12 protein-coding genes are annotated in these 13315 nt (G+C 24.5%); 2 read left to right on the forward strand and 10 right to left on the reverse strand.

All coding sequences use genetic code 11. The features are described 5' to 3' along the window. Positions 1–81: 81 nt before the first annotated feature. The 4 genes from AWT65_RS05795 to AWT65_RS05810 form a co-directional block, all read right to left on the reverse strand. Positions 82–2046 carry a coiled-coil domain-containing protein gene (locus tag AWT65_RS05795; RefSeq protein ID WP_066730094.1) on the reverse strand — a complete coding sequence of 655 codons (1965 nt, stop codon included), beginning with the start codon at positions 2044–2046 and terminating at the stop codon, positions 82–84. Positions 2047–2245: 199 nt separating this feature from the next. Further along, positions 2246–3085, reverse strand: a complete 840-nt coding sequence (gene rsgA / locus AWT65_RS05800) for a ribosome small subunit-dependent GTPase A (RefSeq protein WP_066730095.1) — start codon at positions 3083–3085, stop codon at positions 2246–2248. Beyond that, positions 3072–3932 (reverse strand): PASTA domain-containing protein, encoded by an 861-nt coding sequence (locus AWT65_RS05805; RefSeq protein ID WP_066730096.1) that lies wholly within the window; start codon positions 3930–3932, stop codon positions 3072–3074. The genes rsgA and AWT65_RS05805 overlap by 14 nt, the downstream gene beginning before the upstream one ends. A gap of 48 nt (positions 3933–3980) precedes the next feature. Beyond that, a complete protein-coding gene (locus AWT65_RS05810; RefSeq protein WP_066730097.1) occupies positions 3981–4685 on the reverse strand; it encodes a transaldolase in 705 nt (234 codons plus the stop codon). A 129-nt stretch (positions 4686–4814) separates the two neighbouring features. On the opposite strand from AWT65_RS05810, the gene AWT65_RS05815 reads away from it, so the two are divergent. Further along, entirely contained in the window at positions 4815–6428 is a 1614-nt protein-coding gene (locus AWT65_RS05815) for a formate--tetrahydrofolate ligase (protein WP_066730098.1), read from the forward strand. After that, positions 6425–6892, forward strand: coding sequence for a thioredoxin-dependent thiol peroxidase (gene bcp, locus AWT65_RS05820; RefSeq protein WP_198142958.1), 468 nt, complete (start codon positions 6425–6427; stop codon positions 6890–6892). The genes AWT65_RS05815 and bcp overlap by 4 nt, the downstream gene beginning before the upstream one ends. A gap of 65 nt (positions 6893–6957) precedes the next feature. Here the strand turns inward: bcp and rpsP are convergent, their stop codons facing one another. From rpsP to AWT65_RS05850, 6 genes are all read right to left on the reverse strand, one after another. Continuing rightward, on the reverse strand, positions 6958–7227 hold the full coding sequence (gene rpsP / locus AWT65_RS05825) for a 30S ribosomal protein S16 (protein ID WP_066730100.1): 270 nt from the start codon (positions 7225–7227) through the stop codon (positions 6958–6960). A 20-nt stretch (positions 7228–7247) separates the two neighbouring features. Then, positions 7248–8552: a signal recognition particle protein gene (gene ffh, locus AWT65_RS05830; RefSeq protein ID WP_066730101.1), complete on the reverse strand. Its 1305-nt coding sequence runs from the start codon at positions 8550–8552 to the stop codon at positions 7248–7250. Next, the gene (gene ylxM / locus AWT65_RS05835; RefSeq protein ID WP_066730102.1) at positions 8545–8874 is read right to left on the reverse strand and encodes a YlxM family DNA-binding protein; all 330 of its coding nucleotides are present in this window, start codon (positions 8872–8874) and stop codon (positions 8545–8547) included. Before ylxM ends, ffh begins: the two co-directional genes overlap by 8 nt. A 348-nt stretch (positions 8875–9222) precedes the next feature. Beyond that, on the reverse strand, positions 9223–10161 hold the full coding sequence (locus AWT65_RS05840; protein WP_066730103.1) for a YARHG domain-containing protein: 939 nt from the start codon (positions 10159–10161) through the stop codon (positions 9223–9225). 21 nt (positions 10162–10182) lie between these two features. Then, positions 10183–11736: an ATP-binding cassette domain-containing protein gene (locus AWT65_RS05845; RefSeq protein ID WP_066730104.1), complete on the reverse strand. Its 1554-nt coding sequence runs from the start codon at positions 11734–11736 to the stop codon at positions 10183–10185. Further along, a complete protein-coding gene (locus AWT65_RS05850) occupies positions 11711–13261 on the reverse strand; it encodes an ATP-binding cassette domain-containing protein (RefSeq protein WP_066730105.1) in 1551 nt (516 codons plus the stop codon). The genes AWT65_RS05845 and AWT65_RS05850 overlap by 26 nt, the downstream gene beginning before the upstream one ends. Positions 13262–13315 lie beyond the last annotated feature (54 nt).

Below are 13315 nucleotides of genomic sequence, written 5' to 3' on the forward strand. Positions count from 1 at the left end.
AATGGCAATTTGTCAATAGCACATTTGATATAAAAAAAGATGTATGCAATATTTATTACATACAATCTTAATTTTAGTAAATTACCAAGTATATTTTAAATTAGCATCTACCTTTATTCCTGTATTTAAATATTTAAACTTACTTTCACCAAATTTAATAGGTAATTCAGAAGAAATCTTAAGGTCTAATTTATTAATTGAATATTCAGTTGATACTTTAGGTGCTATAACTAATTCTGGCACTAAATTAACAAGCTTAGTAGTCACATTCAATTCTGGGCTTATCCAATCGAAATCATATTTTGCACCCAAATTCAATTTAGCATAACTTGAAGTATATGAAGGATAATTTCTAAATGTTTTAAATTCAGAATGATACATACCTCCCAACACTCCGTCAACCATTATAGTAAGATTTTTAACACCTGTATATTTAATCTTTGTTTCAATCCCAAAATTAACTAAATCTGCCTTTGCCTTAACTGAATTAAATAAATCATACTCTTCCTTATTAGGTTTTAGTTCAGCATTAGCCTTATCTAGGGCTTCTTTTTTCTTGTAATATTCTGTATTTTTTAATTCTTCTTCTATCTGTTTTATTGTTTTAGTATTTTTCGACTTTTCATTTTCATTATCGTGATGTATTCCATCATTGTCAAAAGTATAACTATTTACATGATCTCTTTCAAAATCATTATTATCCACTTTATATTTATCAAATTTCTTTTTAGCCCTTAGATATTTTGATGCTTTTGTTGTATTCTCAGTTGAAGTTCCACTTATAGAATTTAATTTCTTTTCTAATAACTGACTTTCTTTCTTTTTCAATTGTATTTTATCTGCTATTTCATTTTCTTTCTTACTTCTGATTGTTTCATCAATATTATTTTTATTTTTTAAATTATAAATATCAATCAGCTTATATTCAAGCTCACTAACTTCTTCATCAAGTATATCTTTTTCTTTGGAAATAGCTACATATTCTTTTACAATAGACTCATCTTTTACTTTATCATATTCTGCTTTTTTTTGTCTTTCTTCTTCTCTTAAATAGTCCCCAATACCCTTTATAGCATTTTCTACTGCTTTTTTAGCTTTTTCATAGTCTGCTTTTTGACTTTCTATTGCTTTTAAGTCATTTGTCGCATCTTCAACTTTTTTAAGTTTTTGTTGTCTTTCTTCCTTTGTTTCATATACATTCATTTGATCAAATGGTGTTATTTTATCAAGGCTTGCATTTTCATAATGTATGTGTTGTAACTTAGCTGTTGCCATTAATTCTAAATCTTTTCTTACTTCATATTTAGTGGCTAATTTATATGAATGTGCATATGAATTTTCATTTAATTCTTGCTTAGCATCTGTTAAAATATTTTTTACTTTTGATGTCCCTTCGATTTGATAAACAAAATCTAGCTCTCCTTCTATATTAACCTTAGCATATTTAAGTTTAGTATCTAAATTTACTGCTACATTTCCTTTTTTTAGATATCCATGTTTTAATGTCAAACTTGCTTTTAAATCTTCAATTTTTTCTAACTTATTTTTTTCTATTGTTAATATATGTTCTGATCTTATTTTCTCTATTTCAAAAGGTAAAGTTAATTTTGTATTTACACCAAATATCAAATCATTATTAAATTGATGTTTTGCTTGTCCTTCTAATTGTACATTTCCCTTTTTAAAATTATATTCTTTTTCTTTAGGATTTAAAGTCAATTTGATGTATGACTCTGTTTGTTTCATCTTAGGAATATCATATTGTATATATACATTCGATTTATCTAAAAAATTTTCAAGATATCTTTCTTTTGTCAAATGATTTTCCTTTGATATATTTTCAAAATCTTCATTTCCTAAAAAAGCCCCTATTGTTACATTTTTTGTTTTAAATTCTCCTTTAATACCTAGCTTATCTATGCTACCTTTTGTATCATTTTGTTCAAATTCAACTTTTCCCTTAGCAGTACCTTCAATATATCCAGTAATTTCAGACATAGTAGTAAGAGAAGCTATTAAACTTGATAGTAGTAATATTTTTTTCACAGTTTCATTCTCCTTTTATTTTCTTAGCATTTAATTATATCAAAATAGTTTAAATATATGTAATGTTCTATTTAAGTTTAATTAAAAACTTTTTTTGACTTCTCAATCACAAAACTGGTTCTTTCCTACAAATGTTACACAATATTCAAAATATCTTTTTTAACCAAAATAAAATAAATAGAGAGTTTACTAAAACTCTCTATTCAAAATTTCTAATTACATATTTATAGAACTCATATCTTTCTTCATTTATTGCACCCCTTAAAACTGCCTCTTTAATAGCACAGTTAGGTTCATCTAAGTGGATACAATCACGAAACTTACAATGTTCATTTTCAAATTCTATAAAATAGTTTCTTATATCTTTTTTATTTTCAAAATTTGGAAAATCAATGCTTGAATAACCTGGTGTATCAAAAAGTATCATATTATTTTTATTATAATATTTCGTCAATATTGTTGTATTTTTACCTTTTTTTGTTTTTTCACTTATACTTCCTACATTAGCAAGTTCTTCTCTTAAAAGATAATTTATTAAACTCGATTTACCAACTCCACTTAGACCTGATAAAACAATATGTTTATTCTCTAAAAATTCTTCCAATTCTTTAAGTCCAGTTTTGTCTTTCAAACTAATAGGAAAAATTTTCAAATTAATAAATTGTTTTTGTATTTTTTCCAGTAAGCCATCCATTTCTAAGTCCATCTTATTTAAAATTAAAATTCTTTTAACCCTTTGCTTATCTATCCATAATAAATTTTTTTGGAAGGAAATAAAGTCAAAATCTGGATTTTTTGCTGAATAAACCATAGCTACATAATCAATATTAGCTATTAAAGGTCTTAATAAAAAATTTTTTCTCTCTTCAACCTTTTCAATGAAATCTGAAAATTCTACATAATCTCCTATAATACAATTCAATTTATCCTTATTTTTTTTTAAACTTCCTCTTAATTTAACATTATATCTTTTTCCATCAGCAAGTAGAGTATAAATCCCTTGTGTTTTTCCTATAACATATCCCCTAATTTCCTTCACTTCCTTTATTTGTATCTTTTGTATCTTTTGTTTCTTTTTTATCCTCTTTATTATCCGGCATCTTATCGTTAAGTGCTTTTTTTATTATATTATCTATACTTTCTTGTTTTATTTTTTCTTTTTCCTTATTTTCTGTTGCTTCTTTTTGTTCACTTATTACAACACTTATTATTGTATTAGGAGTTAGTGGCATATCAGTATTAGGTTCACTTGAAACTATAACATTATTTGGATAAGTTGTATTTGTAACTCTACTTATATTAGTTATTTTTAATCCTATTTGTGCTAAAACTCTATTTGCTTCATTAACATCTAAGCCTACTATATTAGGCATCTTATTATTACTTATAGTTGAATGTGTTGATACTAATAAACAAATTTTTTCACCAAAAGCAATTTTCCCATTATTTGGATATACTGATAGCACTTCATCATCTGGTCTATCTGTATGAATATAATCTACTCTTTTTATCTCTATATTATTTTCTTCAAGATATCTCATAGCCTCAGTTAAAGTTTTTCCAACTAATTCAGGTATTTTATTTGTTCTATTTTCATTAACATATATTTTAATTGCTCTATTTTTTTTAACTACTTCTCCTGCTCTTGGTGTTTGCGAATATACAAAGTTAAGGGGAACATCATTTGATCTTGCACTGATTATACTTGCATCTAATTTTGATTTTTTCAATGCCTTGATTGCTTCATCTTTTTCTAGATTTATAACATTAGGTACAGTAACCATAGTTTCATTAAAAAAATTATCTATTATTATTTTTCTTGAAATGAATATCAAAATCAAAAAAAGTAAAAAATTAATTATTCTTATTTTTTTTACACTCAACATATTATCCTTTCTTCAAAAAAGACTAGAACAGGTCTAGTCTTCTTTTTTTTATTCAAATACACTAAAGCCTAAATTTGAAATATCTTTCGCAAATGTTTCCACTGTATTATATGATAGATCTAAAAGACTAGCACCCTTATTACTATATTTATATATTACACTATTTGGACAAGTTATAATATCCGCACCAATAAGTTCTGCTTGAAAAATATTATATACTTCTCTTGTACTTGCCCAAAGTAATTCTGCTTTAGGTTTTTCATTACATATTTTTCTAGCTTCTTCCATTATAGGCATATGATTATATCCTGCATCAGAAATTCTTCCAGCAAAAATTGAAACATAACCTGGTACATTTTTATCAAAAGCATCTACAGCTTCCTTTACTTGTTCAACTGTAAATACTGCAGTAACATTTACTTTTACACCTTCAGCTGATAGCTTCTTTATTAAACTGGCTGTACTTTCTTTTTTAACAGTCATAATAGGAATTTTAACAAATACATTTTCTCCCCAACTTGCGATTTCCTTTGCTTCTTTGTACATTGTATCTAATTCATTTGTAAATACTTCAAATGAAACTGGGACATCTTTAATTTTTTCTAATACTTTTTTTGAAAATTCCTTATAACTCTTAACACCACCTTTTTTCATAAGTGATGGGTTAGTTGTAAAACCTTGAACTAAGCCACTTTCATAAATTTTTAGCATTTCTTCTAAATTTGCTCCATCAGCAAAAATTTTAACTGACATTTTCTGTTACCTCCTACTTGTTATCTTAAATTATACCACATTTTTTTATATTTAACTAATTGAGTAATGTTATTTTTTTCTTTTTTATTTCTCAACTTTTTTATGATATAATAAGCACGAGGTGATTTAATGACAGATATAGAAATTGCAAGAAATACAAAATTAAAAAATATTAAGGATATTTACACTAAATTAAATATTCTTGATGATGAAGTAGAATTATATGGAAAATATAAGGCAAAAATTAATTTAAATATTTTTAAAAGATTAGAGACTAGATCAAATGGTAAATTAGTCCTTGTAACTAGTATGACACCTACAAAAAAAGGAGAAGGTAAATCCACTGTTACAATAGGTCTTACTCAAGCTCTTAACTTTTTAAATTATTCATCTATTGCTACTATAAGACAACCTTCTATGGGTCCTGTATTTGGTTTCAAAGGTGGTGCTGCTGGTGGTGGTTATTCACAAGTTTTACCTATGGAAGATATTAATCTTAATTTCACTGGTGATTTCCATGCGATAACAGCTGCACATAATTTAATTGCTGCCTGCATAGATAATAATATATATTGGGGTAATAGTCTTAATATTGATGAAAATAATATATATTTCAAAAGAGTTACTGACACAAATGATAGAGCTTTAAGAAATATTTTGATTAAAGATAAAAAGTATGAAAGAGAAGCTTCTTTTCAAATTACTGCAGCTAGCGAAATAATGGCTATACTTTGTTTGAGTGAAAATTTAGTAGATCTAAAAGAAAGAATTTCAAAGATTGTTGTTGCTAAATCTAAAGATGGAAAATTAATTACTGTTAAAGACTTAAATATTCAAGGTGCCTGTGCTGTAATTTTAAAAGATGCAATAAAACCTAACTTAGTACAAACTACAGAAAATACACCTGTATTTATACATGGTGGTCCTTTTGCAAATATTGCACATGGTTGCAATTCTATTATAGCAACAAAATTAGCACTTAAACTTTGTGATTACACAATAACAGAAGCTGGTTTTGCAGCAGATTTGGGTGCTGAAAAATTCTTTGATATTAAATGTAGATTATCATCTATAACACCAGATATTGCTGTGTTAGTTGTTACTTGTAGAGCAATTGAACAAAATGGACTTTCTAATGTAAAAATACATATAGAAAATTTAAAGAAATATAACATTCCAATTATAGTGGCACTTAATAAATTTGAAAATGATAGTAATGAAGAAATAGAAAATATAAAGAGCTTTTGTAAAGAAAATGATATACCTTTTGCTATTGTAGATTCTTTTGCAAAGGGAAGTATTGGTGCAGTTAACTTAGCTAATAAAGTGGTAAAAGAAATAGATAATATTGATAATAATTCTGAAAACAATTTTAGCTATTTATATCCTTTAGATATGAGTATTGAGGATAAAATTGCCTGCCTTGCAAAAGAAATATACCGTGCAAAAACAGTTAAATATTCTGAACTTGCACAAGAAAAATTAAAATTCTTTAAAGATAAAGGTATAGATAAATTACCTATTTGTATGTCAAAAACTCCACTTTCTATTACAGATGATCCTAAAATTATTGATGTACCTGAAGATTATACCTTTACAATCTCTGATATTAGACCTTCATTCGGTGCTGGTTTCGTTGTTGTAATGTCTGGAAATATAATTGATATGCCTGGCTTACCTAAATTACCTAATGCTAATATTATCGATATAAATGAAAATGAAGAAATAGAGGGATTATCATGATTAAAGTTGGCGATAAAGCATATGATTTTGAATTATGTGATTATGCTGGTAAAAAACATCATTTAAGCGATTATTTAGGAAAAAAAGTTGTAATTTATTTTTACCCAAAAGACAATACTCCTGGCTGTACTACACAAGCTTGTAATTACAGAAATAGCTATGAAGAATTTAAAAAATTAGGTGTTATTTTAATAGGTATCTCAAAAGATAATGAAAAATCACATTCTAAATTTATAGATAAATATAATTTACCTTTTTTACTACTCTGTGATACAGATAAAATTGCCTGCGATAAATATGAAGTTCTTAAAGAAAAATCAATGTTTGGAAAAAAATATATTGGTATAGAAAGATCAACTTTCATCATTGATGAAAAAGGTTTCATAACTCATATATTTAGAGCTGTTAAGGCTTCTGAAGATACAGAAAATATTTTAAATATATTAAATGCACCTAATTCTTAATACTAGGTGCATTATTTTAAAATTAAAAAAAAACTATTGTATTCTACAATAGCCTTTCATTTGATTTACTTATTTTTCTTTGATTCTTCAAATTTTGCCCAAGTACCAGTTTTAACAAGTAATGATTTAACTGTTTCAGTTGGTTGTGCTCCATTGTTTAAGAATTTCAATACTTCTTCTTCATTTAATTTAATTTGATTTTCTTCTACTAATGGATTAAAAGTTCCTATATATGAAACTGCTTTACCATCTCTTTTTCCTAAAGCTTCCATTGCAACAATTCTATAAACTGGTTGTTTTCTTCTTCCTAGTCTAGTTAATCTTAATTTTAACATTTTATATACCTCCATTTTTTTTAAAACATTTTTCCAAATTTTCCACTATTAAACATTTTCATCATTTGTTTCATTTGCTCATATTGTTTAAGTAATTTATTCACATCACTAACTTGTGTCCCACTTCCTTTTGCAATACGAACTTTTCTTGAATAAACCTTTAATATTTGTGGATTTCTTCTTTCTTGTACTGTCATTGAGTAAATTATAGCCTCAACTTTTTTCAGCTCATTTTCAGCACCATTCATATCAATTTTTTCAAGATTTATTCCCGGCAACATCTTAAGTATTCCTCCAAGAGAGCCTAATTTCTTTATCATCTTAAATTGCTTTAAGAAATCTTCAAAATCAAATTGATTTTTTCTAAATTTAGCTTCCATTAGCTTGGCTTCTTTTTCATCTATCATATCTTTTGCTTTTTCAACTAAAGATACGACATCTCCCATACCTAATATTCTACCAGCTAATCTATCTGGATGGAATTTAGAAATATCACCAAGTTTTTCTCCTTCACTTATGAATTTTATTGGCTTACCACAAACTTCTTTAATAGATAAAGCTGCTCCACCTCTTGTATCTCCATCCATTTTGGTTAAAACAACACCAGTTATTCCTAAAGCATCATTAAAATTTTTAGAAACATTAACTGCATCTTGTCCTGTCATACCATCTACTACTAATAGTATTTCATCTGGATTAACTTGAGCCTTAATATTTTTCAATTCATCCATTAATTTTTCATCTATATGTAATCTACCTGCTGTGTCTATAATAACATTATCAACTTTATATTTTTTTGCTTCTTCTATACCATTTGCAACAATTGCTTTTACATCTTGACTATCATCTATAGTATAATTAAGCGCATTTATTTGCTTACATAAAACTTTTAATTGTTGCTTAGCAGCTGGTCTATATACATCGGCACCTATAAGTAATGATTTTTCATTCTTTAAAAATTTAGCTAATTTTCCAGCAAAAGTTGTTTTACCAGCTCCTTGTAATCCTACAAGCATTATAACCCTAAATTCTCTTTTTTTAGAATTTAATTCTACATTTGTTCCACCTAAAGTTTCAATCAATTCATCATTTATTATTTTTATAAATTGTTGACTAGGATTAACTCCAACAAGCACGCTTGCTCCCATAGCCTTCTCTTTTATCTTAGAAACAAAATTTTTAACAACTGTATAATTTACATCTGCTTCTAATAAAGCCATTTTAACTTCTTTTATGGCATCAGTAATATTAGACTCAGTTAATTTACTTTTACCACTTATAGTTTTCATAGCTTTTTTTAATTTATCACTTAAACCTTCAAACATAGCTATCTTCCTCTAATTTTTGTATTAGTTTATCCAAATATTCTTTATTGAAATTATTTCTTAAATCTTTTAAAAGCAACAATTTATCTCTAGCATTTTTATAGATATGTAATTCATTTTCATAAAAGTCTAATTTTTTACAAACTTTTTTTATCATATCATATACTGCTTGTTTACTAACATTCATAGCTTCTGCAATTTCTGTAAGTGAATTATCTTCTTCAAAATATGCTTTCAAATACATTCTTTGCTTTTCAGAAATTAAAGACTTATATATTTCAAATAAATCTGAATATTTTAAAAATTCATTTAATTCTTTCATAACTTCTTAAGTATACAAAAATTTTTAAAAAAAGTCAAGTAAAATTACTTGACTTGCACTCCAATTTAATTTTATACATTCTTAGATTATAATGTATCCAACTTTTCTTCCAATATATCTTTCAATTTTTTATTATCATTATCGTGCCAATATTCATAGCCACTTATTTGGTAACCTACTACAAAACTTCCAGGTCCTTATGGTGTTGTAAATTTCATATTTTCTTGTAAAATGTTATTTTTGTCTATTTTTGCTTGTTTTCTTTTTTAGTTTTAAAAAATTGTAAAATTTTATTCTAACTTCACTTCATTTCTTATTCTATATTCTTAACAATTTCATCAATCAATATTAATAAGCTTGTGCTTCATATTCTTTTATTATTCTAGTTAATTTCTTTTCTTGTGGTGGTAATATATCCATTATATAAGTTGTAGGTTTATACCAAGATTTTTGAGAAAAATATTCTTTGTATTTTTGATCTGTAAAAATATATCCTCTTCTTGCATAGAAAGTATTTCTTATTATGCCTAATTCATCTTTTGTAAATTGATATAAGTAATCATAATTTTCTTTATTAATTACTTCGTCATAAACTTTATCTGCCCTATAAATATCCTCATCATCAAGGTAGCTATTATAATTTGAATTTGTACTTTCATTTGTGTTTTCATTTGTATTTTCGCTCGTATTTTCATTTGTATTTTCATATGCTGTTTCATTATTTTGATTACTATTTTCTATACTTTGTGATTGTTCTTGAGTTTGTTCATAAGGTCCATAGAAAAAATTAAAAATATTTCCATAAAAGTATAGGAAAATCATAGTTACAATAATTCCTATTACATTAATTACTTGTGATATGATAAAAATAATAGCCTTTGTATTTTCACTACTATCTATCATAATTTTATATTTAATAAGATCTATATTATCATCTATTTTTTTAAATCCATAAAGTATAAGTAAGGCATCTGAATATTCATCAATAGGCTCTAAGCCTTTTTCTAATAATTTAATCGTATAGAATTTATTATACCAAAATCCTAAAAAAATCCTTACTACAAGACTAAGAACAATTCCTATTCCATATAAAATATAATTATTTTCTAAAAATGCAGCAAAAACTATTATCATCATTAATAGTTCTACAGCAAATATTAGAACAAATCCTTCCATATCAAATCTAAATAGTGGAACTAACGACCCAAAATATGCTGTTGTATAACTAAAACCTACAGCAGAATTTTTAATTTTCATATCATCTTTTAAAATGATTTTTTGTGCCATTTTTTTTATACTCCTTCATATTTAATTATCAATATATTTTACAGTTAAATCAGTAAAAACTTCATTTAAATGATGTGTTATATATATCAAGGTTTTATTACTATCTAATAAATACTTTTCTATAATATTTCTATTATCTTTATCTATATTAGCTGTTGCTTCATCTAGGATAATAATTGGTTTATCTTGATATATCATTCTAGCTATTTTTATTCTTTGTTTTTCACCTGTTGATATATTAGTATCTTCAAGAATTTTATTAGGATCAATAGCTTTTAAATTTAAAAATTTAATTATTTCATCAATTTTATTTTTATCATATTTAGAAAATAGAGAAATATTATCATAAATATTAGCATAAATAACTTGATTATTATCATCAACATAAGAAATCTTATCATATATATCTTTCATATTGATTTTTCTTAATTCTTTTCCATTTACCAATATATTTCCACTGTAGTCTTCCATACCAAGCAAAGTTCTAGCTAAAGTACTTTTACCACTTCCAGATTTCCCAACTATTGCATATTTTTCACCAATTTTAATTTTCAAAGAATTTTCTTTTAGCTTATTCTCTACCTTTAAATTTTGTATATCTATTTCCTTTATTTCACCGAGGCTTTCAAAATCTATTACTTTCTCGCTTAATTCTTTGTCAAACTTAAGCAAAATAGATTCTCCAACCTTTAATTTACTACATATTTTTAATAAATTTATTATAGAGCTCATAAAATTTGTAAAAATTTTATTTATCCCCATAAATACACCTATACTAATACTCCCAAAATATATTAATATATAGGTCGCTACACAAATTATTAAATTAGAAAGTTCATTTACACCAGACATTACTGTAGTATATTTTATATTTATTTTAGAATTTTCTAAATATACTTTTTTAATTTTATTACTTTCTTTTACTATCTCTTTTTCAAATCTATTATTAGCTTTAGAATATATAAATTTAAGTATTCCTTCAAATAGATTCTTTAATTTTTTCAAATATATTTCTTGAGAAATATTGTACTTTTCTTGTTTAGTTTTAAGTTTTTCATTAAATAAGTCGGGTATTTTATATGAAACAAAAGTTAAAATTGCAGAAATAACTAGCAAATATTTGTTTATATATATCAATGAAATTACAGAAAATATAAACAAAGGGACAGCTTCATATATATTATAAATATTACCCAAATATATAGTTTGAATACTTTGAACATCATTTAATGCCCATGATAAATATTTATCTTTTTCAATTTTTCTAGCACTTTTTTTTGCTACACCCTCTAATATTTTATCTACTATTTCCATTTTAGTTTGTTCACCAACTATTGAAGAATAATAGTTAAAAAATACTAATAAAATAATAAATAATGCAAAGGCTAAAGCTTCTAATATTGAATATTTAATGAATTGATGCATTTTTCTAGCTATTAAAAAATTAAAACTTCTTATTGCAATAATGGGTATTATACTATTTACTAATGAGCATATAATCTTTATGAAACAAACTAATAAATTTTTATATCTTGTTTTTTTTATGTATTTACTTTGAAATAAAAGATTTTTCATAAAATCCTCCTTTTCTCAATTGAATAACTTCATCAAATTGCTTCATATATTCTCCATCATAATGATGCGAAATAAAGATAACTAATTTATTAGTTCCCAAAAGTTTAGCTTCTATTTTTTTCCTATTTTTTTCATCTAGATTTGCTGTAGCTTCATCTAAAATAATTACCTCTTTATCAGAGTACAATAATCTTGCAAGATTTATTCTTTGTCTTTGTCCCAAAGACACATTATTTTCTTCAATATCTTTATTTATTCTATCTATTTCTAAATCTTCAAGTATTTTATCTATTTTTACTTTATCTGCTTTTTCATCATAAATACTAATATTGTTATAAATATTAGTATAAAATACAAAATTTTCTGCATCTACAAATTCTATTTTTGAATAAATACAATATTTATCGATGTCTTTTATATTAATCGAGTTTATATAAATTTCCCCATTATAGTCATCTATATTTTTAAATAAGGCTTTTATAAGAGTCGACTTACCTACTCCACTTTCACCAACAATCAAATACTTCTTTCCCTTTTCAAATTTTATTGATAAATTATCATAAACATCCTTTATATTTAAATTTTTAAATTCTATATTTTCTATATGTTCAATTTCTTTCGTTCCATTTTTTTCTTCCAAAATTTCTATTTCATATTTTTTTAATAATTTCTTTGAATTTTTAATTTCTATAAAAGTAACAACAATACCATTAAAATAATTTGTCACATTACCTGAAATAAGTCCTATAGTAATTATAGAACCTATACTAATTTTTCCTATGTATATTAAATAAAAAGAAAAGAAAATATTGCACAATTGCGTTAATAAAACCAAAAAATATTGTGAAAGCAAAAAAATATGCAATTTTTTTATTGTTTTTTTATAACTTTCATAATATTCTTCATTATATTCATATGTTTTTTCTTTGAATTTTTCCATATTATTTGAAAAAAAGAAAGAAAAGATATTAGAAAATATATTAGTCAAATTTTTAATTTTCTTTTCAGAAAATTTAGATATAGAGTAACTTATATTTTCGTATTTTTTTTCATTATATTTTGAACAAAGTAATATAAGAATGGCTCCAATTAAATTTATTAAAAACAAATAAATATCAAAATACATTAAACTTAGCATCAAAACTATTGATATAAAAATATAAAATATTATATTTATTCTATTAGTGAAATATTCTTTTTTTAGCATATTCGCATCATTAGTAAGCCAAGAAATATATTTTTCCTTATTTAAGAGTAAACTATTTTTTTGACCTATTATTTTTACTGAACACTTATTTATAAATTTAATTTTTTGTTCTTCTGTATACATTTCTATAAACAGTTCAGAATAATAATTAAATATTATATTTAAAATATTTATTAAAAAAATTAAAGCCGTATATATTATAACTTTTTTAAAATCTTTATTTATTACATTATTTATAATAAACATCGGTAAAATAAGTTCTATTATGAATATAATCTTAGATAATAATGTAATAGAATATACTAAACTTTTTTTCATAAAAACACCTCACTTTTGTTTATTATATCATATAATTAAAAAAAAAAAAAAAAA

The sequence above is a fragment of the Sneathia sanguinegens genome, from assembly GCF_001517935.1.
In the GTDB taxonomy this organism is placed as follows: Bacteria; Fusobacteriota; Fusobacteriia; order Fusobacteriales; family Leptotrichiaceae; genus Sneathia; species Sneathia sanguinegens.

Coding starts and splice junctions, on each gene's coding strand:
- AWT65_RS05805 (WP_066730096.1), bottom strand. CDS start 3,932: ATGTTGAGTGTAAAAAAAATAAGAATAATTAATTTTTTACTTTTTTTG.
- AWT65_RS05810 (WP_066730097.1), bottom strand. CDS start 4,685: ATGTCAGTTAAAATTTTTGCTGATGGAGCAAATTTAGAAGAAATGCTA.
- AWT65_RS05815 (WP_066730098.1), top strand. CDS start 4,815: ATGACAGATATAGAAATTGCAAGAAATACAAAATTAAAAAATATTAAG.
- bcp (WP_198142958.1), top strand. CDS start 6,425: ATGATTAAAGTTGGCGATAAAGCATATGATTTTGAATTATGTGATTAT.
- rpsP (WP_066730100.1), bottom strand. CDS start 7,227: ATGTTAAAATTAAGATTAACTAGACTAGGAAGAAGAAAACAACCAGTT.
- ffh (WP_066730101.1), bottom strand. CDS start 8,552: ATGTTTGAAGGTTTAAGTGATAAATTAAAAAAAGCTATGAAAACTATA.
- ylxM (WP_066730102.1), bottom strand. CDS start 8,874: ATGAAAGAATTAAATGAATTTTTAAAATATTCAGATTTATTTGAAATA.
- AWT65_RS05840 (WP_066730103.1), bottom strand. CDS start 10,161: ATGGCACAAAAAATCATTTTAAAAGATGATATGAAAATTAAAAATTCT.
- AWT65_RS05845 (WP_066730104.1), bottom strand. CDS start 11,736: ATGAAAAATCTTTTATTTCAAAGTAAATACATAAAAAAAACAAGATAT.
- AWT65_RS05850 (WP_066730105.1), bottom strand. CDS start 13,261: ATGAAAAAAAGTTTAGTATATTCTATTACATTATTATCTAAGATTATA.